We start from the raw sequence: 21867 nt of genomic DNA on the forward strand, positions 1-21867 counted from the left end.
CAGCACCCCCTCTGTCCTGCCGGACATCTCCCCCGCAAGCAAGGAGGGAGATCGATGCCGCCTCGACCTTCGCCAATCTCCGACGTCTCAAGGCTGGCGGGACGCATGAGCTGCCAATCTCCCCCCTTGCTGGGGAGATGTCCGGCAGGACAGAGGGGGGTGTGAAGGAACTCGACGGCGGGATTGTTTGGAACGGGACCTGCCCGTCGCATTTTCCTCGCCAGAGTCAGGTCGGATCTTCGCGATGCAGGTCGTGGATGGCGACGCCGTCGACATTGGTCGGCATCGTCAGCCATTCACGATGGCGCAAGGTGCGCTGCGTGTCTTCCAACCCTGTCTCCCAATGCTCGCGCATCGAGGTGCCTGAGAACTCATAGTCCTTGGCGTGACCCTCATAGCCTTTGTGCTGATAGATCAGGTGCACGATGTTGACGGTGCCGGCATCCGAATAATCCTCGATCAGCGCTTCCTCGGCCGGCGTCCGCAACTCCTTCGGCACCCGTTTCAGCGTATCGAGCAGGCGCATCTTGAGACCGTGGATGCGTTTGAAATTGTCGGTGTTCTGCCGTGTGCGGCTCGAATACATGATGTCCTTGTGGCGCGACAGCACGTCCGGCATGCTGCGCGGCAGGACGCCGCGCGCGCTGAACAGGTCGACCTGGAAAACCAGTGAGGAACGGTCCTCTTCCTGGTCGAGCAGATATTGCAGCGGCGTGTTGGAGACGATGCCTCCGTCCCAGTAATATTCACCTTCGATGCGGATCGACGGGAAGGCGGGCGGCAGCGCGCCGCTGGCCATGATGTGCTCCGGTTCGATGCGGACCTTGTCGGTGTCGAAATAGACGAAGTTGCCAGTCCGGACATTGACCGCGCCGACGCTCAGCCGCTTCTTGCCGTCGTTGAGGATATCGAAGTCGATCAGGCTTTCCAGCGTCTCCTTCAATTCGGCGGTGTTGTAGAAGCTGGTGGCGCCCTCGGCGCCGGGCTGCTCCATCCAGGGATTGGGATTGCGCGGCTTGAAGAAGCCGGGTTGGCCCATGACCATGGTCATCCACGAACTGGTGCGGTTGCGGATGTCGCGGTAGATGTCACCCTCGGGCGTATAGGCCCAGATCTTGCGGCCCGAAATCGTCTGCCAGAATTGCTCGAGTCGCTGCAGCCGGCGGCTCGATTCATTGCCGGCGATGATCGCCGCATTGATGGCGCCGATCGACACGCCGGAAAGCCAGCTTGGCTCGCAGCCGGCATCGGCCAGCGCCTGGTAGACACCGGCCTGATAGGCGCCGAGCGCGCCGCCTCCCTGAAACACCAGCGCGATGCGGTCATACTGCGCCGAGATCTCCGCGATGGTGGCGGTGGCCTCTTTCTTGCGATTGCGTTCGAGCACGGCTTTGGTCTCCGACTTCTGTTTGGGCATGATCTCTGGACAAACAGTCCCGTTTGTCCGAGAAAACCGGTTCCCGCTTTTCGGGATCATGTCTGAATGGCTGATGCGCTCAGGTGCGGTCGGCGAGATAGTCGTGAACCACTTCGCCCAGGCCAAGCGTCAGATCGGCGGTGAAGTGGACGGCGGACACGATGTCGAGCACCGGCAGCCGCGCCACGTCGGCCATGACGTGCGGCCGCAAATCGAGCGCAGCGGGCGCGGTCCAGGCTTCCTTCAGCGTGATGTCGGTGAGGTGATAGCGGACCAACTCGCAGATGCGCGGCGTGCCGTCGACGTGCGGGATGATCTTGATCAGGAAATTGGGCCCGGCCAGCGAAGCGAGGACAGAGCCGTGATCGGCTTCCTTGTGCTTGTAGCCCATCGTGCCGGTGGCGCACCGAACGCTGCCATAGTGCAGCGTGCCGACGATCACCTCGCCTTCATGGACGATCTTGGGGTTGGCGAGCTTCTTGGGAAAGCCCCACAGTTCGCGGCCGCCGGCGATCGGTGCATCGTCGTCGAGATACATCGAGTGGACGTAGGCGCCATGCTCACCCTTGTAGCGCACCGGGATGACCTGGCCGCTCTCGGTGTAGTCGCCGAAGCCGGTTGAATCCGGCATGCGGATGAATTCGTATTTGACCAGCGGCTCGTCGATTTCCAGCGGCTCCGGCACGACCGCCTCGAGGGCCTCGCGTGTCGTGCGGTAGGTGATGATGACATATTCGCGGTTGAAGAAACGGTACGGCCCGGGCGGGAAGGATGGGTTGGTCAGCGGCATCGCATAGGCGCGCTTCACGACATCGGCGATCTGCAAGGCTATAGCCCCATTCGGTTCAGGAATGACTGCGCGAATGCGCTCCGGATTATGTTGCACGGCACCATGACAGTGCCGTGTCAGCCGCCTGACAGCCCTTCCAATTGGCCCGTCGGCGCCGTCGCTGCCCTGTAATCGCGCCGACATATGGCTGTGGCATTGTCATGGTGCGGCGCACAAAGCCGCCTCGTTCGTTCCCTCCCACCTCCTGCGAGATCATCATGGGTTTCCTGTCTTCGAAGAATGCGCTCGTCACCGGTTCGACCAGCGGCATCGGCCTGGCCATAGCCCGCGCCTTTGCCGCCGAAGGCGCCAATGTCACCATCAACGGTCTTGGCGATGCCGTCGCCATCGAGCAGGAGCGCACCGGCATTGAAACGGATTTCGGCGTCAGGTGCCGCTACTCCGATGCCAACATGATGGACGGCGCGGCGGTGAGCGCCATGGTGCACGAGGCGGAGCAAGCCTTCGGCAGTCTCGATATCCTGGTCAACAATGCCGGCATCCAGCATGTCGCGCCGATCGAGGAGTTTCCGGACGACAAATGGGAAGCCATCATCCGCATCAACCTGCTCGCCGCGTTCTACGCCATCAAGGCGGCACTGCCGGGCATGAAGACGCGCAAATGGGGCCGCATCGTCAACACCGCATCGGCGCATGCGCTGGTCGCCTCGCCGTTCAAGTCCGCCTATGTCGCGGCCAAACACGGCATAGCGGGCCTGACCAAGACAGTGGCGCTTGAAGCCGCACAGGACGGCGTCACCGTCAATGCGATCGCGCCGGGCTATGTCTGGACGCCGCTGGTCGAAAGGCAGATCCCGGACACGATGAAGGCGCGCGGCATGACCGAGGAACAGGTGAAGCACGATGTGCTGCTCGCTGCCCAGCCGACCAAGGAGTTCGTCACCGTCGACGAGCTTGCCGCGCTGACGCTGTTCCTGTGTTCGGATGCGGCCAGGCAGATCACCGGCACGACCTTGCCGATGGACGGCGGCTGGACCGCACAGTAGCGTAGTCGAGGCGTTTCGTTTGCCGGCCGATGCTTGCGGACGGCAGTTGGCAGGCACTCCGGGCAGGTTCATGAAAGTCATCCAGGTCTCCGATCCGCATCTGATGACGCCGGGCGGTCGTCTGCACGGCTCAGATCCGCTCGCCAGGCTGGGAAGCCTGCCTTGCCGATATCGGCAAAAACCATGCCGACGCCGAACTGGTGGTGATTTCCGGCGACCTCACCAATGAAGGCGAGCGCGCCGCCTATGCGGCGTTGCGGGAGAGACCGGTAGGGCTCGTTGGATGGGGTGATCGCTCACTTTCACGATTTCCCGGTGTCGGATCGAGTTCTGTAGGGCCCTTGCATTCCGAAAATAGTCGACGGCGATGGCGAGGCGGCCGTCTGTTCGCGCGCGGCCTTGCCACGCGGCCGCGGTTGCGTCACGGGGCCTTTCCGGCTCCTGCGGAGCCGCCGGGAAAAGAGCCTTAAAAAGCAGGCCAATTTGGACATTAGTCTTGACAGAAATACAGATGTTCAATACCCGTCAGGCAATCGAACAAGCCTGCATCATGGGAGGAACGAGCGGTATGGCTTCCAATGTTTCGTTGACGGGCCTTGCCCGCGATCTCGAGGAACGCGCCAAGTCGGGCAAGCCTATCCGCATCGGCTTGATCGGCTCGGGCGAGATGGGAACCGACATCGTCACTCGCGTCGCCCATATGTCGGGCATCGAGATCGGCGCCATTTCCGAGCTGAACCTGCCTGCCGCCAGCAAGGCCGTCGATATCGCCTTCCAGGAAACCGGGCACGCGCGCGAAGTCTCGAGCGCGTCCGCGATGACGGCGGCGATGGAAGCCGGCAAGGTGGCGGTCACCAACGATGCCAGCCTTGTCATCAACAATGATCTGATCGACGTCGTCATCGACGCCACCGGGGTTCCCGCCGTCGGCGCCGAGATCGGGCTGCGCGCCATGGAACATGGCAAGCATCTGGTGATGATGAATGTCGAGGCCGATGTGACCATCGGCGCCTATCTGAAGAGCGAGGCCGACCGGCTCGGCGTCACCTATTCGCTGGGCGCCGGCGACGAGCCGTCTTCCTGCATGGAACTGATCGAGTTCGTTTCGGCGATGGGGCATCCGATCGTTGCCGCCGGCAAGGGCAAGAACAATCCGCTCAACATCGACGCCATTCCCCCAGACTATGAGGAGGAAGCCAAGCGCCGGCATATGAATGTGCGGATGCTGGTCGAATTCGTCGACGGATCCAAGACCATGGTCGAGATGGCGGCAATCGCCAATGCCACCGGCCTGGTTCCAGACAAGGCCGGCATGCACGGCCCGGCGGCGACGCTTGGCGAATTGTCCAAGGTGCTGGTGCCACAGAAGGATGGCGGCGTGCTGTCAAAGGTCGGCGTCGTCGACTATTCGATCGGCAAGGGTGTCGCGCCAGGCGTCTTCGTCGTTGCCGATATGTCGCATCCGCGCATCTCCGAGCGCATGGAAGATTTGAAGATGGGCAAAGGCCCGTATTTCACTTTCCATCGTCCCTATCACCTGACCTCGCTCGAAGTGCCGCTGACCTGCGCGCGCGTCGTGCTCTACGGCAAGGCCGACATGGTGCCGTTGGCCAAACCGGTCGCCGAGGTCTGCGCGGTGGCCAAGAAGGACATGAAGCCGGGCGAGAAGCTCGATGCGATAGGCGAATATTGCTACCGCGCCTGGATCATGACTACGCCTGAGGCGCGCGCCGCCAAGGCCATTCCTTGCGGTCTGCTGCAGGGCGGCTCGGTCACTACGCCGATCAAGAAGGGCGAGCTCATAACCTACGCCAATGCAGCGCCCGCGGCGGGCTCCAAGATCGCCGAACTGCGCGCCCGCCAGGACAAGCTCGTCTATGGGACCGTGGGAGCGTGATCATGGCCACCGCCAGCAAAGCCGTCACTGACAGTCGCGCCAATCTGCCCTTCGTCTACCGCCATTACAGCGCCGAGCAACTCAGGGAGGTGCTCCACAAGATGTACCTGATCCGGCGCTTCGAAGAGGGCGCGGAGGAGTGCTACACGCGCGGCCTCATCCACGGCACCATGCATTTGTCGATCGGCCAGGAAGCCAGCGCCATGGGCATCTGCATGCCGCTTGCCGAGGATGACCAGATCACCTCGACGCATCGCGGTCATGGCCACTGCATTGCCAAGGGTGCCGAGGTCAAGCGCATGTTCGCCGAGTTCTTCGGCAAGACCACAGGCTATTGCAAGGGCCGTGGCGGCTCGATGCACATCGCCGATGTCGGCAAGGGCAATCTCGGCGCCAATGGCATCGTCGGTGGCGGTATCCCGATCGCCGTCGGGGCGGCATTGTCCTCCAAGATGATGAAGACCGGCAAGGTCGTGGTCTCCTTCTTCGGCGATGGCGCCAACAATGAAGGCGCTTTCCACGAGGCGCTCAACATGGCGGCGGTCTGGAAGCTGCCTGTCATTTTCGTCTGCGAGAACAATGGCTATGGCATGTCGACATCGACAGCCCGCTCGACCGCGGTCAAGAACATCGCCGAGCGCGCCGCCGCCTATTCGATGCCGGGCGTCATCGTCAACGGCAACATCTTCTCCGAGGTCGCCGAGGCGTCTCATCAGGCTATCGCCCGAGCCCGCGCCGGCGAGGGGCCGACGCTGATCGAGTCCAAGACCTACCGCCATCGCGGCCATTCCAAGAGCGACCGCAACCGCTATCGCACCAAGGAAGAGATCGAGGACTGGATGTCGAACCGCGATCCGATCACCCTGTTCGAAAGCGAGCTCAGGGAATTCGGCTTCATCGACGACAAGGGCATCGAGGCCATTCGCGATGCCGTGGCGCAAGAGATCGCCGAGGGCATCGAGTTCGCCAAGGCGAGCCCATCGCCCGATATCAGCGAGACCGGAAATTACGTGTACACGGAGCAGGCGTGATGGACGCGATGGTGCGTGAACTGAGCTACGCCCAGGCGATCCAGGAGGCCATGGCGATCGCCATGGACATGGACGAACGCGTTTTCCTGATGGGCGAGGATATCGGTGTCTATGGCGGCGCCTTCCAGGTCACCGGCGACCTGGTCGAACGTTACGGCGCTGACCGCGTCATCGATACGCCGATTTCGGAACTGGGCGGCGCGGGCGTAGCGGTGGGCGCTGCCCTCACGGGCATGCGGCCGATCTTCGAGTTCCAGTTTTCCGATTTCGCCACGCTCGCCATGGAGCAGATCGTCAACCAGGCGGCCAAGATGCGCTTCATGCTGGGCGGCGAGGTTTCGGTTCCCGTGGTGATGCGCTTTCCCGCCGGTTCCGGCACCGGGGCGGCCGCTCAGCACAGCCAGAGCCTCGAAGCCTGGCTCGGCCATGTGCCGGGTCTGAAAGTCATCCAGCCGGCGACCCCCTATGATGCCAAGGGTATGCTTTTGGCGGCGGTCGCCGATCCCGATCCGGTCATGATCTTCGAGCACAAGCTGCTCTACAAGATGAAGGGACCGGTGCCCGAAGGCTATTACACCGTGCCGATCGGCAAGGCCGATATCCGCCGCGAGGGCCGGGACCTGACCATCGTCGCCACCTCGATCATGGTGCAGAAGGCGCTCGACGCGGCTGCCGCGCTGGAGAGCGAAGGCATCGACGTCGAAGTCGTCGATCTCCGGACCATCCGGCCGATGGACAAGCAGACCGTTATCGACAGCGTCAAGAAGACGTCGCGGCTGTTATGCGTCTACGAAGCGGTCAAGACGCTGGGCATCGGCGCCGAAGTCAGCGCCATGATCGCCGAGAGCGAAGCGTTCGACTATCTCGACGCGCCGATCGTGCGGCTGGGCGGCGCCGAAACGCCGATCCCCTACAATCCTGAACTCGAGAAGGCGACGGTGCCGCAAATTCCCGACATCATCACCGCCGCGCGCGACCTCGTGAAAGGGGTCCGCTGAGAAATGCCGACCGAAGTCATTCTTCCCAAGGTCGACATGGACATGGCGACCGGACAGATCTCGCGCTGGTTTGCCGAGGAGGGCGCGCACGTCAAGAAGGGCGATGTGCTGTTCGAGATCGAGACCGATAAGGCGGCGATGGAAATCGACGCGCCGGCCAGCGGCGTCCTGCGCGATGTCACCGGCAAGGAGGGTGTCGATATTGCGGTCGGCGCTGCCGTGGCGTGGATTTATGCCGACGGTGAGGCCTATGGGGCTGATGCTGCTGCGGCAAAGCAGGACATCGCGCCAATCTCCCCACCCGTGGGGGAGATCTCGACGAAATCGACAGAGGGGGTCGCTGCCCCCCCAATGTCTCATTCTGTCACGCCCCCCTCTGCCCTGCCGGGCATCTCCTCCACAAGGGGGGAGATCGGCCAATCGCCATCTGTTGCGCGCGCTACACCTTTGGCTCGCCGTCTGGCCCGTGAGGCCGGCCTTGCCCTCGCAAGCATCACGGGCACAGGCCCGCATGGCCGTGTGGTGAAGGCCGATGTCGGCGCGGCAATTGCCGGCGGCGTTAAAGCTGCGCCGGCGGCTAAAACGGCACCCTCGACTGTTCCCGAAGCTTCGGTAACCGCTGCCGCTCCCACGGTGAAGGCGATGTCGGACGATCAGGTGCTGAAACTGTTCGAACAGGGCTCCTACGACCTCGTCCCGCATGACAATATGCGCAAGACCATTGCGCGGCGCCTGGTCGAGGCCAAGACCACCATTCCGCATTTCTACCTGACGCTTGATTGCGAACTCGATGCGCTGCTGGCGTTGCGCACGCAGATCAATGCGGCGGCTCCGGTGAAGAAGACCGGCGAGCAGTCCAACGGGGGCGAGGCGCCGGCCTACAAGCTGTCGGTCAATGATATGGTGATCAAGGCTATGGCCATGGCGCTGAAGGCGGTGCCGGATGCCAATGCGTCATGGACCGAAACCGCCATGGTCAAGCACAAGCATGCCGATGTCGGCGTTGCCGTGTCGATCCCGGGCGGGCTGATCACGCCGATCATTCGGCATGCCGACGAAAAGACGCTGTCCACCATCTCCAACGAGATGAAGGATCTGGCCAGCCGCGCCCGCAGCCGTAAGCTGAAGCCGGAAGAGTATCAGGGCGGCACCACAGCGGTGTCCAACCTGGGCATGTTCGGCATCAAGGACTTTGCCGCCGTCATCAACCCGCCGCATGCGACCATCCTGGCCGTCGGCGCCGGTGAGGAGCGGGCGGTGGTCAAGAACGGCGAGATCAAAATCGCCACCGTGATGTCGGTGATGCTGTCGACCGACCATCGTGCAGTCGACGGTGCGCTCGGCGCCGAACTGCTGGTCGCCTTCAAGCGCCTGATCGAGAATCCGATGGGCATGCTGGTCTAGGTCCTGTGGGAAGCCGGCGCCAAATCATGCGCCGGCACACAAATAGAAACGACTTGTCAGGCGCCGACCCTTGACCCATGTTCTATCCGGATTGCGATCCAGGGAGGCCAAATATGCCTGCATTCGACCCATCTGACGTCAAAACCCTGTTCGGCAAGGTCATGGGTGCGTCGCCCTCCGACATCAAGCTGGTGGCGCAGCGCCTGCACGACCACGCCTTCGAGCCGCGCATGTCGGCGGAAGAGACCAGGCAGCTCGTCGCCAGCCTCGGCTATGACAGCCTGGACGCGTTCTGCGCCGACATCGGCTTGCCCATGCATATCGCCGAGCGGTGGGGCCGTTTTGGTGTTTCCGGCGAGATGAAGCAGGTGTTCACACTGCTGGCGGCGCAGCGCAAGCGGGTGGCCGAGGCGATCGCCGAATTCGAATCCATGACCCATGTCGGCGTCGAGGATTATTTGCGCGAACGCGGACTCATTTAGCGGGAAACGCCGGAGCCAGTCGAACCGGCTCAGCCGCCCTTGGCAAGCAGTGCCGTGGCGGTATCGCTGTCGGTGATCAGCACATTGGTGCTGACGGCTTTCAGCGCGGCGAGGATCGCCGCGACTTTCCGCTTGCCGCCCGCGGCGAGAACAACATTCGGCACGTTGCTGACCACATCGAGATCGATGGCCATGACGCGGCCGTTGACCTCGTGGTCGACCAGCCTGCCGGCGGCATCGACGAAATAGCACAGCATGTTGGCGACCGCGCCCTTCGCTTTCAACGGAGCGATCAGCGATGACGGAACGATGCCGTGCCGGAAGATGGTGGCGTCCGGCGACATGTCGCCGACGGTGAGCAGCGCGATGTCGGCGGCGGCCGCGCGTTGGCGTACATCCTGCAGGGTCGGCTGCGCCCAGAGGAGATCGCGCAGCGAGGAATTGTCGACCGTCACCGGCGCGGTGATCTGATAGCTGTCGACCTCGAAGACATCGGCGACCTTGGCTGCGACAATCGATGGATTGATCCATTGCGAGTGCGGCAGGCTGCCGACGAGCGCCACCACGCAGGCACGCTTCAATTGCCGGCGGGCAAGGAAGCCGAGGCTGGCATGCAGGGTCGCGCCGCCACCGATGGCCAGCGTCATGCCGTCCTGCATCTGCTCGCCGAGATAGGCCGCGACGGCATGGCCGATGGCCTTCTCCAGATGGTCATGCGCCGAAGGCGTCGGGATGACGACGGCGGCATTCAGACCCCAGCGTTTTTCCAGTTCCCGTTCGAGCGCCACCTGCCCGGCGGTCGGCGCGTTGATCATGGTGACGACAATGCCCTCGGCGGTGCAGGAGGCCAGCGTACGCATGACCTTCACCCTGGAGACGTCGAGCTTTTCGGCGATCTGTTCCTGGGTGAAACCTTCGACATAGTAGAGCCATGCCGTCTTGACGGTAAGGTCCGACGAGACCATCGGCAGGCGAGCCTGTCTGGGTTTTTCCGTGGTCATCGGTTCCTGTCCCTCATGAGCCGTGGCCTGACCGGTGCTCATCAAGGAAACAGCGGCCGGATGTCAACTGATGCCGGATCTCCGGCGTGTCGATTGTCGCACATTTCTGTTCATTTGTAATTGACATCGTACATATGAACATATTTTGTGGGTTTCACGCGCTGTGTCATCCACCAGTCATATGCGCCGTGCAGGGAGGAAGAGACGGGAGCCGGCCAGAGCCGGACCGGTCATGCACAGAAAGACAGGAGGTCTCATTGAAGACGCACTTCATCAAGCTGCTGGCCAGCCAGCTGGCGCTCGCGGCAACTTTGTTTGCCGGCGTGGCAAACGCCGACACACTGACGCTCTATACGTCCCAGCCGGAAGCCGACGCGGCCAAGACCGTGGATGCCTTCAAGAAGGCGCAGCCGGGTATCGATGTGAATATCTATCGCTCCGGAACGAGCGACATCCTGACCAAGATGGCGGCCGAGTTTGCCGCCGGCAGCCCGCAGCCCGACGTGCTTCTGATCGCCGACGCGGTCTCGATGGAGCTGTTGAAGAAGGACGACCGGCTGCTGCCCTATCCCGAGGCAAAGCTCGACGGCATCGAAGCGGATGCCTATGACGCCGACAAGACCTATTTCGGCAGCAAGCTGATCACCACCGGCATCGTCTACAACACCGCGGCGGCCGAGAAGCCGCAGCATTGGGCCGATCTCGCCAAGCCCGCCTATGCCGATGGCCTGGTCATGCCGAGCCCGCTCTATTCGGGTGCGGCCGCATACCTGCTTTCGGGCTTCGTCGGCGACGCCAATTATGGCTGGGATTTCTTCCAGAAGCTGAAGACCAACAACACCGTCAGCGTGCGCGGCAATGGTGCGGTGCTGAAGTCGGTGGCGTCAGGCGAAAAGCCCTATGGCATCCTTGTCGACTTCATGGCGATGAACGCCAAGAAAAAGGGTTCCCCGGTCGAATTCGTATTCCCCTCTGAAGGTGTGCCGGCAGTGACGGAACCGGTCGCCATCATGAAGACCGCCAGGAATGTCGATGGCGCCAAGAAGTTCGTCGACTTCATTCTTTCCGATGACGGCCAGAAGCTTGCGCTTTCGATGGGCTATCTGCCGGCGCGCGCCTCGGTCGGCCGCCCCGAATGGCTGCCGGAGGGCGTCAAGGTCAAGGTGATGCCGTTCGACACCAAGGCAATCGTCGCCAAAACCGACGCCGACAAGGCGAAGTTCTCGGAACTGTTCGGCGGCTGAGCCGGCAATCCAGTCGGGGATGCCGTCCCAGCGGCATCCCCGATGGGCAAAACCCCGATCGCATCGGCTGATCGACCCAGGAACGCAATCATGTCAACACGGATCAGGGAAAGCCGGGGCCAGGAAATGGTCCTGACGGCGGCGGTAGCCATCGTCATCGTCCTGCTTTCGCTGCTGCCGATGCTGCGCCTGATCAAGGAGATCGTGGCACCCGGCGGCACGCTGTCGACCGTCGCGATAAAGGCGGGGCTCGCCAGTCCGGCGACCTGGATCGCCACCTGGCACACACTGGCCGTCGGTATCGGCGGCACCCTGCTTGCGGTGCTGTCGGGAACGCTGGTGGCCGTCCTCGTCACCCTGACCGACATCCGTGGCCGCAGCGCCCTGGTGCTCTGCTACGTCATGCCCTTGATGATCGCGCCGCAGGTGACGGCGCTGGCCTGGCTGCAATTGTTCGGCCCGGCAAGTCCGTTCCTCAAGCTGTTCGGCGCGGCACCCCCGCTTGGCACCAGGAACCCGCTCTATTCCACTTCAGGTATCATCCTGCTGCTCGGCGTGCAGTATGGGCCGCTGGTCTTCCTGCTGGTGCGCGCCGGCCTGCGCAAGCTGCCGCGCGAACTGGTCGAGGCGGCGCGGGCCGGTGGCGCCGGCTGGTTCACCGTGCTGGTCACCATTGTGCTGCCCTTGATGACGCCGTCGATCATGGCGGCCGCCGCACTCGCCTTCGTCTCCTGCGTCGGCAATTTCGGCATTCCAGCCTTTCTCGGCATTCCCGCCAACTATCTCGTGCTGCCGACCTTGATCTATCAACGGCTGGCCGGCGGCGGCCCTGCCGTGCTCGGCGAAACCGCGTTCCTGTCGGTGCTGATCGGCATCATCGCCATGGCTGGCATCCTTGCCCAGGAGATCATGAGCCGCCGCCGCGACTATCGCATCAGCTCCACGTCGCTTTCGGCCGAGCCCTATGAGCTCGGCCGCTGGCGGCACGCCGTGCAAGCCGGCATGTGGCTGCTGATCATCGCCGTGCTGTTCCTGCCGCTGTTCGGGCTGGTTCTGACATCGCTGGTGCCGGGCTACGGCATCGCGCTCACCGCCAAGACGGCGACGCTCGATAATTATCGCTTCGTGCTGTTCGAGCATGACGCCGCCAGCCGCGCCTTCTTCAACAGCTTCTGGCTGTCGATCACCGCGGCCTTCTTCGCGGTCCTGGTCGCAGTGCCGATCGGCTATCTGATCGCCTGGGGCAAGCAGCGTTGGGTGCGGCTGCTCAATCTGTCGGTCGAACTGCCCTATGCCTTGCCCGGCGTGGTGCTGGCGATCGCCTCGCTGCTTCTGTTCCTGCGGCCGATCCCGCTCACCGGCATCCAGCTCTACAACACCGTCTGGATCATCCTCTACGCCTACCTCGCCCGCTTCCTGGTGCTGGCATTGCGGCCAACCATCAGCGGCTATCACCAGATCGACCGGGCGCTGGAGGAAGCTGCCCAGGTGGCGGGCGCCGGGCTGTTCACGCGCATGCGCACGATCATCTTTCCCTTGGTGGCACCGGCGGCGATCGCCGGCGGCCTGCTGATCTTCATGACGGCGCTGAGCGAGCTCACCGTTTCGGCGCTGCTATGGTCGTCGGGCTCGGAAACGATCGGCGTGGTGATGTTCTCCTTCGAGCAGGGCGGCGATTCCAACTACGCGGCGGCGATGTCCGTCATCACCGTGGCGGTCACTTTCGTGCTGATGCTGGTGACCAATCTGCTTGCCCCCTACCTTCCGACCGGAGTGCTGCCATGGCGCGATTGAGCCTGGACAATGTGACCAAGAGCTTCGCCAATTTCGATGCCGTCAAGGAGGTGTCGATCGATGTCGGCGACGGCGAGTTCCTGGCAGTGCTCGGCCCTTCCGGCTGCGGCAAGACGACGTTGCTGAGGCTGGTGGCCGGATTCGAGAAAGTGACTTCAGGCGAAATCCGCATCGGCAGCGAGGTCGTGTCGGGCAAGGGCGGCAGCGTCGCGCCGGAAAAGCGGCGCGTCGGCATCGTCTTCCAGAACTATGCGCTGTGGCCGCATATGACGGTGGCCGAGAACATCGGCTATTCGCTGAAAGTGGCGAAGCTCGACAAGGTCGCCGCCCGCCGGAAGGTTGAAGACGCACTCGCCCTGGTCAATTTGCAAGGGCTGGGCGAGCGTCGGCCGGCCAATCTTTCCGGCGGCCAGCGCCAGCGCGTGGCATTGGCGCGCTGCCTAGTCGCGGCGCCCTCGCTGGTTCTGTTCGACGAGCCGCTGGCCAATCTCGATGTGCATCTGAGGGCCTCGATGGAGGACGAGTTCGCGTCCTTCCACAAACGCACCGGCACCACCATAGTCTACATCACCCATGATCAGGCCGAGGCGATGGCGCTGGCCGACCGCATCGCGGTGATGGATGGCGGGCGCCTTGCCCAGCTGGCGACGCCGCGAGAACTCTATCATGAGCCGGCAAATGAAATGGTGGCGTCCTTCATTTCGCAAGGCATTTTGCTGCCCGCGGATGTGTTGAGCGCGGAAGAAAGAGGGCACTGCAAGGTCCGGGTTCTCGGCGCTGAACTGGTTGTCCGCTGCCGACCAGGCGAGCGGCCGCGAACTGGGGCAAAGGTCTGCTGCCGGTCGGCCGATCTCGACGTGTCGCCGGACGGCCCCGGCTTCGATGGCATGGTCAAGCGGGTGATCTACCAGGGTGGCTCGGCGCGCATCGAATTCACGCCTTCGACCAGTCCGGACCTCACCTTGCATTTCGAACAGCCCGACCCGGTTGTGCTGGAGAGCGGAGCCCAGGCGCGTCTGCGGATACGGTCCGGCTGGCTGATCCCGGCGGCGGGGGGAGCATCGTGATGATGCTCGATCTGCTCGGCGGCTTTGGCGAAAAGGGCCGCACCAGCCTTGCTGTCAGCAGCGGCAACGATCGCATCCTGCTCGACGTCGGCATCAAGGTCGGGGCCTCCGGCGCGGACTATTATCCGGTGCTGAACGGGTCGGTTGCCGATATAGACGCGCTGTTCGTCTCGCATGCGCATGAGGATCATATCGGTGCGCTGAGCTGGCTGCTGTCGCGCGGCTATGCCGGTCCGATCTTCATGACGGCCGAGACCCGAGACGAGGCGCCCGCCGCGCTCGCCGGCTATGCCGAGCCCGAGGATGTCAGGCGGTTCCCTTTTCCCGAAGACCGCATCGAATTGTTCGAGCCGGGCGACACATTGAACAGCGGCAACCTCACGATCCGGACGGGACGCTCCGGGCATGTCGTGGGCGGCGCCTGGTTTGCCGTGGACGACGGCGAGAGCCGCGTCGCCTATTCCGCCGATGTGGTGCCGGACAGCAATGTCTTCGTCATGGACACGATCCCCCACTGCGACCTGCTTGTTCTCGATGCGTCCTACGGCGCCGATCCGGTGCCGGGGACGGCGCGTGCGCGTGAAATCTCGCAGTGGGTTGCGAGGCATTCGGACGGGTGCCTTTTGCCGACCCCGCTCTCGGGTCGGTCGCTGGAACTGATCGCGGCCTTGCCTGGGCCGTTCGCCATCCATGCCGGCATGCGTTCGTCGCTGCAAGCGCAGATCGACGCCACGGCAGCCTTGTTGCCGGGCGTTTCAGCGTTGCTGCGCCGCCGCTTGCAGGAAGCAGCCGACTGGACCGATGCCGATCCCCTGCCGCCAATGCCGTTGCTGGCGGATGACGGCATGGGTGAAGCCGGCCCATCGTCGCGCCTCTTGCCGTGTGCCGACCATTTCGGTTTTCCGGTGCTGCTTACCGGCCATCTGCCGTCAGGCTCGCCGGGCGATCTGTTGCACAAGGCCGGCCGGGCGGACTGGGTGCGCATGCCGACCCATCCGACGCTGCCGGGCAATGTCGACATCTGGGGGAAGGCCGGCCATCCCGCCGCACTCGGTCATTCCTGCACGCCGGACCTTCTCGGCGATCTGCAAACCTACATCCCGTCGCTGCGAACGCAATGCCGCACCGGCCAGCGCATAGTGGTTTCGGAGGCAGGAAAACGATGAGAATTCTGATCTGCAACGACGACGGCATCGAAGCGCCGGGGCTTGCCCGTCTGGTCAATGCGGCCAGCGCGTTGAGCGACGATATCTGGGTGATCGCGCCCGACGGCAAGCGCACCGCTGCCGGCTCGTCATTGACGATTGCCAGGCCGTTGACCATGCGGCGCGTGAAACCGAACTGGTACTCCTGTTCCGGCACCCCGGCCGATTGCGTGGTAAGCGCTATGACCTGGCTGTTTGCCGATTCCGAGAAACCGGGCCTTGTGCTGTCCGGCGTCAACGATGGCCGCAACGTTGCCGAGGACCTTGCCTATTCCGGCACGCTCGGCATTGCGCGGGAGGCGACTTTCTGGGGCGTTCCAGCCATCGGCTTCTCACGCGTGAAAAATCCTGATTTCACCGATGGCGACGACCAATGGCTTGGCGCGCTGATCACTTTATTGTGGCACTCGCGCGCCGACTGGGCCGCTGAGGGGCATTGGCTGAGCATCAACCTGCCGACCTCGCTGCCGGCCGAAATCCGCCAACCGCGCATCGGCCGCGACAAGATCGCCCGCAAGGCCGAGATCTTGGAAAGCGATGGCGATCGCACGGTCATCACCGTGCCGCGCGGTCGGGCTCATGAGAGCCAGCCGGGCGACGAGAACGAGGCGATCGATGCCGGCTTCATCAGCATCAACCGGCTGAACTGGTTTGGCGAGACGCGGCTGGACGAACGGTTTCTGGACGGGATCCTGCGCCAGCGGCAAGCTGGCTGACCTCAGGTCTTCAATCGGATTGTAGAGCTGGTTTGAGTCGCGCCATACCTCACAGGCGCTGGTCTGCGCGTCGTCATCCGATCACCAACCTGTCAGCGGTTAAATCAAGCCAATCCACTACCTATGCTTGAAGCCGCCGCCATTTCATTCCACATCGGTGAGGATGAAGGGCGAGACAGGAGAACGGCGGCGGCATCTGCTGTGGGCTTTGCCCGCATCGCTGATCCTGCATGCGCTCATCGCGGCGTTTCTGGTCTATGGCCTGCCGAGACCCGAGCAGCAGCCGGTTCAGCAGGACCAACCCGTCAATGTCGCGATCGTGCCGCCACCCGAGAAGCCCAAGCCGAAACCTGCTCCAAAGCCACCGGAACCGACACCTGAAAAGAAGGCTGAAAAGCCGCCTGAACAAAAGCCGCCTCCGGAACCGCCGAAATCGCCAGACGACCAAGTTCTGAAGCGCGTCTTCCAGTACGGCCAGAAAGATACCGGGCCGGAGAAATCGCTCGACGGAAGCAGCGCTAAACCCAACACGCCGTCGCCGGCCAAGGATGAGGCGGCGAAGCCGCCTGTAGCACCGACACCCACGCCGACCCAGCCCGCCCCGGCTGCAACGCCACAGCAGAAGGCGGAGCCCAGCAAGCCTGACGAGAAGCCGGCCACCGTTGCGCCGGACGAAACGCCCGTGCAAGGCGAGGAGAAGCAGGCGACCGAGGACACTGACAAACAGCAGCCGGACAAACAAGAACCCGCACCGCAACCCGCCGAAAAGCAAGCCGCCGTGGCGCCAAAGCCATTGGCGGCTGAGACCGGTGATAAGCCGGCGCCTCCAGCCTCGACTGCAAAGGCAAAGCCCAAACCCAAACCTGCCAAGACAATGACGTTCAAACCCGCAAGAGCTTTCAAAGCGCCGATCGGGAATGCTGGAAGGTCAAATCCCACCAACAACGACGTTGCAGGATCGCCGATCTATTCCGGCCTTCCGGGCGTCAGAAAGCTTTACTCGCAGGGGGCAACCGGCAATGCGTTCGCTACAAGCTCCATGGAGAATGTGCCGCGCGGTCAGCGCGTGGCCACCCTTTGCGGCAATGTTCTAAGCCGGGAACTGCAAGGTGCCGACTATACGGTCAAATGGGTACCAACCATCACGCTGGACAAAGGCAATGTTCTCAATCCCGCCCAGGCGGCCTTCAGCACCAGAAACACCTGGTACAATCTAAACTTCCGGTGTGAAGTCGACCCTGATGCGACGAGGGTCCTATCCTTCAACTTCCGTGTGGGATCATTGGTCCCGGCTGGCGAATGGGCCGGTCGTGGATTCACCAAGTATCCGCTGAATTAGGCCGGCACGCCAAGCCCGAACAATTGCCGGCTGACTTCTTGCCAGTCGGCGCAGACGGAATCGGCACCGGCAGCCGTCAGCCGAGCGGCGTGCTCTGCATAGGTATGGCCGCCACCGGTGTAGCCGATCGCGGTCATGCCTGCGGCGACCGCGCCCTGGATGCCGAAGGGCGAGTCCTCGATGACGATGCAGTCAACGGGATTGGCGCCGATCTTGTCCGCCGCGAAGAGGAAGATGTCCGGCGCGGGCTTACCGTTCTTGACCATCGATGAGCTGTAGATCGCATCGCCGAAGAAACGCGTCAGTCCGGTCACGGCAAGGCTGTGGTTTATGCGCTCGACGGAGGAGGACGAGGCGACACAGCGGTCGCCCGCGAGCGTCTCGAGAAACGCAATGATTCCCGGTGTCGGCTTCAATTCCTGCGAGAACAGCACCTTGGTCTCGGCCCAGATGTCGCCGTCCGCCGCCGCCGGAAACTGGTGGCCGGTCAAATCCTTGATCCTGGCGATGATATCGGACTGCTTCATGCCGATGCATTGGGCGATGATGCTGGTGTTGACACCGGGCATGCCGTGCTTTTCGTAGACGCGCTCATAGGCGCGGGCGGCCAGAGGCTCGCTGTCGACAAGGACGCCGTCGCAATCGAAAATAATAGGCCTTGGTTGCGCCACGCGTTTCCCCTCTCGAGTCCATTTTCGCACATCGCTATCGGCAAAAAGTCAAATGTTCAATAGCGCGTGCGTTTTGGGGGCGCGAAGAGCGGGCTCAAAGCTGGCGCAACGCATCGCTCGCACGGGAAGACCCGAGCGCCCGTTGCATGGCTTGCCGGGACTGGGCGCGATCCGGGGTGATCCAGTTCGGTTCGGCGCCGAGAAAGCGGTCGAGGAAAGCCACCGCATAGGCCGGCATCTCGGTCACATTCTCGCGATAGGACCACCATGTGCGCAAATCGTCGGCGCATTTGTCGATGCCGGGTGCCGTGCCGAATTCCTGCTCGTGGATCGCCGAAATCACCGAGACGCAGTAGTTGGTGTAGAGGAAACCCTCCGGCCAGAAGCGGACGATTTCCAGCGTGCCGGCGTTCGTTTCCGTCTCGATCAGCTGCGTGAGGCCGGAGATTTCCCTGGCCGGCGCCTGTTTTATCAGTTCGCGCAGCACGAGGCCGGCGGCAAAGACGATGAAGTCGGCGCGGTCGATCGCGGCGAAGCGCTTCTGCGCCTCCATGATCTCGACCCAGTCGAGAAAGGCTCTGGTGAGCTTGGCCTCGTCGATCTCGAAGCGCACGCCGAACGTGTCCGAGACCACCTTCGCGCTGCCGCGAAAGGTGGCGCGGAACCAGCGCAACTGCCGCAGCCGATGGCGAAGATCGGGCATCAAGGCCAGTTCGTCCCTGAAGGGCAGATCCATCTTCCTCGTATCCTGTTTCCCGGTCAGCCTAGCACAACGGCGCCACGGCCGAAATCGGTCAGCGTCCCTGTGGATGACCGCAGCCGAGGCCAATATCATACATATTGACATTCTCGGAAACAAATGTTCTCACTTTGCTGTTGTCACGCGCTGGTCCAAAGTGCGGGTCAACTGAGGCTTCGGGAGGAGAACCGAATGGCGATTTGGCAGTGGGGACTGCTTCTGCTGGTTATTGTGTGGGCGCTGCAGTCGCTCGGCGTCTGGCTGCAGATGCGGCACTATTCGGATGTCTTCAGGGGCGTCACCGACCAGTACAAGGATGGCTTCGTCGGAGCCGGCAATTTTCGCGGTCGGTTGGCCAAGGGCACCATCGCGCTCGTCGTGGTGACACCTGATCTGGTCGTGCGCCGCCTGATGGTGATGAGCGGCCGTTCCGTCTTCACCAAGTTCAAAAGACATGAAGAATTCGAGGGTGTTCCCCTCGATCGACTCCGGTCCAACCCTGCAATCATGGGGGAGGGGGAACCCGGTGTGGCCGAGGCCGTGAAACGGGCGATCGAGCAGATCGACAAAACACGGTCGGAGCCGGGGAAGAAGCCGGGCCTGTCCGGTTTGAACGTAGCAAGGGCTTAGAGCCGGATGATTTCGGGCTCTGAATCAAAGGGATAGAGGACGCCGCGCACCGACTGGGATCAACCGGCGGGTGGCATAAGGAGGAGAAATGTCTGTATTTTCGTTGTTGGCGCAGCATGCCGACATGGCCGTGCACAATCTGCATGTCGCAGGTGCCATGGTCTCGGATGCCGCATTGCATGGCAAGCTCGCTGTCGAGCATGCCTCCGACCATCTCGTTGTCCTCGCACAAGCGGACAGCGGACCGATCACCGTCGATCAGTTCAAGGAAAAGCTGAAGGACGTCCAGCAGGAAGAGCAGCTCGGCTGGCTGACCGCCATCGGCAAGTACTTCATCGGCATCTTCCAGAAGGGCGGCGAGGTCTTCGCTGGCTTCGTCACCGGCATCATTCCGACGCTGGTGGTGCTGATGACGGCTTTCTATGCCGTCACAGAACTGGTCGGCGAAGAGCGCGTGCACGGCCTGGCGCGCGGCGCCGGCCGGATCGCGCTGACGCGCTACACGCTGTTGCCGCTGCTGGCGGTGTTCTTCCTCACCAATCCGATGGCCTATACGTTCGGATCGTTCCTGGAAGAAAAGCACAAGCCGGCCTTCTATGACGCGGCCGTGTCCTATGTGCACCCGCCGCTCGGCCTGTTCCCGCACATCAATCCCGGCGAATACTTCGTTTGGGGCGGCATTCTCGTCGCGCTGCTGGAGCTGGAAAAGAAGGGCGTCGTCGTCGCCGGCTACCACGTCAAGGTGGCGATCTGGTACGCCATCGTCGGCCTCGTCGTCATCCTGCTCAAGGGCATGCTGACCGAACGCATCACCGCTATCATGGCACGCCGCCAGGGCGTCGAGCTGTAAGGGCGGGGAGGACATCATGGCCAAGACATATAAAGCCGTAAAGATCTCCCAGGGCAAAACCGGCTGGGGTGGCCCGCTCATCATCGAGCCGACCGAACAGCGCAGCAAGGTGGTTTCCGTCACCGGTGGTGGCATTCACCCGGTGGCGCAGCTTATCGCCGACATGACCGGCGCCGAAGCCGTCGACGGCTTTAGGGCGCCGCCGATCGAAAGCGAGATGGCGGTTGTTGTCGTCGACTGCGGCGGCACCGCACGATGCGGCGTCTATCCGCGCAAGCGTATCCCGACCGTCAATCTGACGCCGGTCGGTCAATCCGGGCCGCTGGCCCAGTTCATCACCGAGGACATCTACGTTTCGGGCGTGAAGCCGGCCAACATCACAATGGCGGACGGATCCGAAACGATCACGACTGCAGGGGGAGCAGCAGCGATGAGTTCGAGCAGCAATGCGGCCGCGGCACCACAGCCGCTGCCGAGCGAAGGCGGGCTGATCGGCCTCATCAGCACGATCGGCCGCGTCATGGGACGTATCGTCGGCATCTTCTTCAATGCCGGCCGCCGCACCATCGATCAGGTCATCCGCAACGTGCTGCCGTTCATGGCCTTCGTGACCATGCTGATCGGTCTGATCCTGTATACCGGCATCGGCGATGTGCTGGCGCAGCCGATGGGCCCGCTGGCCAACAACATCGTCGGCCTGCTGATCATCTCGGCGATCTGTGGCCTGCCGTTCCTGTCGCCCATCCTCGGGCCAGGGGCTGTCATCGCGCAGGTCATCGGCGTCGCCATCATCGGCCCGCAGATCGCCAACGGCACGATTTCGCCGGCGATGGCACTGCCGGCGCTGTTTGCCTACAATACCCAGGTGGGCTGCGACTTCGTCCCCGTCGGCCTGGCGCTCGGTGAGGCCAAGCCGAAGACGATCGAGATCGGCGTTCCGGCGGTGCTCATCAGCCGCCAGATCATGGGCCCGGTCTCGGTGCTGATCGCCTGGGTCGTCAGCCTGATCGTGTTCTAAGGCAATTCCGGGAAAAGCGCGTAATGCTTTCCCTTGGAAATTGAGCCAAAACAAAGAGATAGAGCGGTTCACCGCTCTAGAAAAATTGAGAAAATGAGGTTCGCCATATGACGGTTCTGCTGAGAACACGGGTCACTGCCATCGGCCCCGAAGTGGCGGACCTTGCTGAAGGGGGCGTGGTCATCCTGTTTGCGGATGGCTCGCCGCCGGAGCTTGCCGAGGTTTCGGTGCTCCACAAGGCGGAGCAGGGACCAAGTGACGGAGCGCCCGCCAAGGGCGCTTCGATCACCCTCGGCCCGGTTGCCGCTGTTATCACAGCGGTCGGCTCCAGCGCGTGGAGCAAGGTGCTGGAAATGGGTCATGTCGTCATTTCGTTCAACGGCGCTACCGAGGCCGAGAGGCCGGGCGAGATCTGTGCATCGCAAGTCGACCCGCAAGCGCTCGTGGCCGCCCTGAAGACCGGCGCGATCATCACCATCGCCGCCTGACAGCATTCGCGCCGCGGCCTATGTTGGAAGCGGCGCCCAA

At 62.9% G+C, this 21867-nt stretch carries 21 protein-coding genes; 16 read left to right on the top strand and 5 right to left on the bottom strand.

Annotated elements, in window-relative coordinates:
* Positions 1-226: 226 nt before the first annotated feature.
* Positions 227-1387, bottom strand: a complete 1161-nt coding sequence (locus LB558_RS17650) for a patatin-like phospholipase family protein (protein ID WP_224698881.1) — start codon at positions 1385-1387, stop codon at positions 227-229.
* Positions 1388-1496: 109 nt separating this feature from the next.
* Positions 1497-2243, bottom strand: coding sequence for an acetoacetate decarboxylase (locus LB558_RS17655; RefSeq protein WP_224698744.1), 747 nt, complete (start codon positions 2241-2243; stop codon positions 1497-1499).
* 221 nt (positions 2244-2464) lie between these two features.
* On the opposite strand from LB558_RS17655, the gene LB558_RS17660 reads away from it, so the two are divergent.
* The 6 genes from LB558_RS17660 (at position 2465) to LB558_RS17685 (ending at position 9065) form a co-directional block, all read left to right on the top strand.
* Positions 2465-3253, top strand: coding sequence for a 3-hydroxybutyrate dehydrogenase (locus tag LB558_RS17660; RefSeq protein ID WP_224698745.1), 789 nt, complete (start codon positions 2465-2467; stop codon positions 3251-3253).
* Positions 3254-3821: 568 nt separating this feature from the next.
* A complete protein-coding gene (locus LB558_RS17665) occupies positions 3822-5150 on the top strand; it encodes an NAD(P)H-dependent oxidoreductase (protein ID WP_127261512.1) in 1329 nt (442 codons plus the stop codon).
* A gap of 2 nt (positions 5151-5152) precedes the next feature.
* Entirely contained in the window at positions 5153-6181 is a 1029-nt protein-coding gene (locus tag LB558_RS17670) for a thiamine pyrophosphate-dependent dehydrogenase E1 component subunit alpha (protein WP_127261511.1), read from the top strand.
* A complete protein-coding gene (locus tag LB558_RS17675; protein WP_127267172.1) occupies positions 6181-7179 on the top strand; it encodes an alpha-ketoacid dehydrogenase subunit beta in 999 nt (332 codons plus the stop codon). The genes LB558_RS17670 and LB558_RS17675 overlap by 1 nt, the downstream gene beginning before the upstream one ends.
* A 3-nt stretch (positions 7180-7182) precedes the next feature.
* Complete coding sequence (locus LB558_RS17680) at positions 7183-8583, top strand: pyruvate dehydrogenase complex dihydrolipoamide acetyltransferase (protein WP_224698746.1); 1401 nt, start codon at positions 7183-7185, stop codon at positions 8581-8583.
* Positions 8584-8696: 113 nt separating this feature from the next.
* Positions 8697-9065, top strand: a complete 369-nt coding sequence (locus LB558_RS17685; protein ID WP_224698747.1) for a hypothetical protein — start codon at positions 8697-8699, stop codon at positions 9063-9065.
* A 29-nt stretch (positions 9066-9094) separates the two neighbouring features.
* Here the strand turns inward: LB558_RS17685 and LB558_RS17690 are convergent, their stop codons facing one another.
* On the bottom strand, positions 9095-10066 hold the full coding sequence (locus tag LB558_RS17690) for a sugar-binding transcriptional regulator (protein ID WP_224698748.1): 972 nt from the start codon (positions 10064-10066) through the stop codon (positions 9095-9097).
* 257 nt (positions 10067-10323) lie between these two features.
* Between LB558_RS17690 and LB558_RS17695 the strand changes: the two genes are divergently transcribed.
* The 6 genes from LB558_RS17695 (at position 10324) to LB558_RS17720 (ending at position 17431) form a co-directional block, all read left to right on the top strand.
* Positions 10324-11310: an ABC transporter substrate-binding protein gene (locus tag LB558_RS17695; RefSeq protein ID WP_224698749.1), complete on the top strand. Its 987-nt coding sequence runs from the start codon at positions 10324-10326 to the stop codon at positions 11308-11310.
* Between the two features lie 90 nt (positions 11311-11400).
* Entirely contained in the window at positions 11401-13104 is a 1704-nt protein-coding gene (locus LB558_RS17700) for an ABC transporter permease (RefSeq protein WP_224698750.1), read from the top strand.
* Positions 13092-14171 carry an ABC transporter ATP-binding protein gene (locus LB558_RS17705; protein WP_224698751.1) on the top strand — a complete coding sequence of 360 codons (1080 nt, stop codon included), beginning with the start codon at positions 13092-13094 and terminating at the stop codon, positions 14169-14171. The genes LB558_RS17700 and LB558_RS17705 overlap by 13 nt, the downstream gene beginning before the upstream one ends.
* Positions 14171-15337 (top strand): MBL fold metallo-hydrolase, encoded by a 1167-nt coding sequence (locus tag LB558_RS17710; RefSeq protein WP_224698752.1) that lies wholly within the window; start codon positions 14171-14173, stop codon positions 15335-15337. Before LB558_RS17705 ends, LB558_RS17710 begins: the two co-directional genes overlap by 1 nt.
* Positions 15334-16092, top strand: coding sequence for a 5'/3'-nucleotidase SurE (locus LB558_RS17715; RefSeq protein WP_224698753.1), 759 nt, complete (start codon positions 15334-15336; stop codon positions 16090-16092). The genes LB558_RS17710 and LB558_RS17715 overlap by 4 nt, the downstream gene beginning before the upstream one ends.
* A gap of 163 nt (positions 16093-16255) precedes the next feature.
* Entirely contained in the window at positions 16256-17431 is a 1176-nt protein-coding gene (locus tag LB558_RS17720; protein WP_224698754.1) for a DUF930 domain-containing protein, read from the top strand.
* Here the strand turns inward: LB558_RS17720 and LB558_RS17725 are convergent.
* Together LB558_RS17725 and LB558_RS17730 are read right to left on the bottom strand one after the other, a co-directional pair.
* Positions 17428-18102, bottom strand: a complete 675-nt coding sequence (locus LB558_RS17725; protein WP_224698755.1) for an HAD family hydrolase — start codon at positions 18100-18102, stop codon at positions 17428-17430. The two genes, LB558_RS17720 and LB558_RS17725, sit on opposite strands and share 4 nt — an antisense overlap.
* 94 nt (positions 18103-18196) lie before the next feature.
* Positions 18197-18838, bottom strand: coding sequence for a hypothetical protein (locus LB558_RS17730; RefSeq protein ID WP_027162939.1), 642 nt, complete (start codon positions 18836-18838; stop codon positions 18197-18199).
* 195 nt (positions 18839-19033) lie between these two features.
* On the opposite strand from LB558_RS17730, the gene LB558_RS17735 reads away from it, so the two are divergent.
* The 4 genes from LB558_RS17735 (at position 19034) to LB558_RS17750 (ending at position 21827) form a co-directional block, all read left to right on the top strand.
* Complete coding sequence (locus tag LB558_RS17735; protein WP_013529327.1) at positions 19034-19471, top strand: transcriptional regulator GutM; 438 nt, start codon at positions 19034-19036, stop codon at positions 19469-19471.
* Between the two features lie 88 nt (positions 19472-19559).
* Positions 19560-20321 carry a PTS glucitol/sorbitol transporter subunit IIC gene (locus tag LB558_RS17740; RefSeq protein ID WP_013529328.1) on the top strand — a complete coding sequence of 254 codons (762 nt, stop codon included), beginning with the start codon at positions 19560-19562 and terminating at the stop codon, positions 20319-20321.
* A gap of 16 nt (positions 20322-20337) precedes the next feature.
* A complete protein-coding gene (locus tag LB558_RS17745) occupies positions 20338-21339 on the top strand; it encodes a PTS glucitol/sorbitol transporter subunit IIB (protein ID WP_224698756.1) in 1002 nt (333 codons plus the stop codon).
* Positions 21340-21446: 107 nt separating this feature from the next.
* On the top strand, positions 21447-21827 hold the full coding sequence (locus LB558_RS17750; RefSeq protein WP_013529330.1) for a PTS glucitol/sorbitol transporter subunit IIA: 381 nt from the start codon (positions 21447-21449) through the stop codon (positions 21825-21827).
* Positions 21828-21867 lie beyond the last annotated feature (40 nt).

This window comes from Mesorhizobium sp. CO1-1-8 (genome assembly GCF_020164875.1).
Classification (GTDB): domain Bacteria; phylum Pseudomonadota; class Alphaproteobacteria; order Rhizobiales; family Rhizobiaceae; genus Mesorhizobium.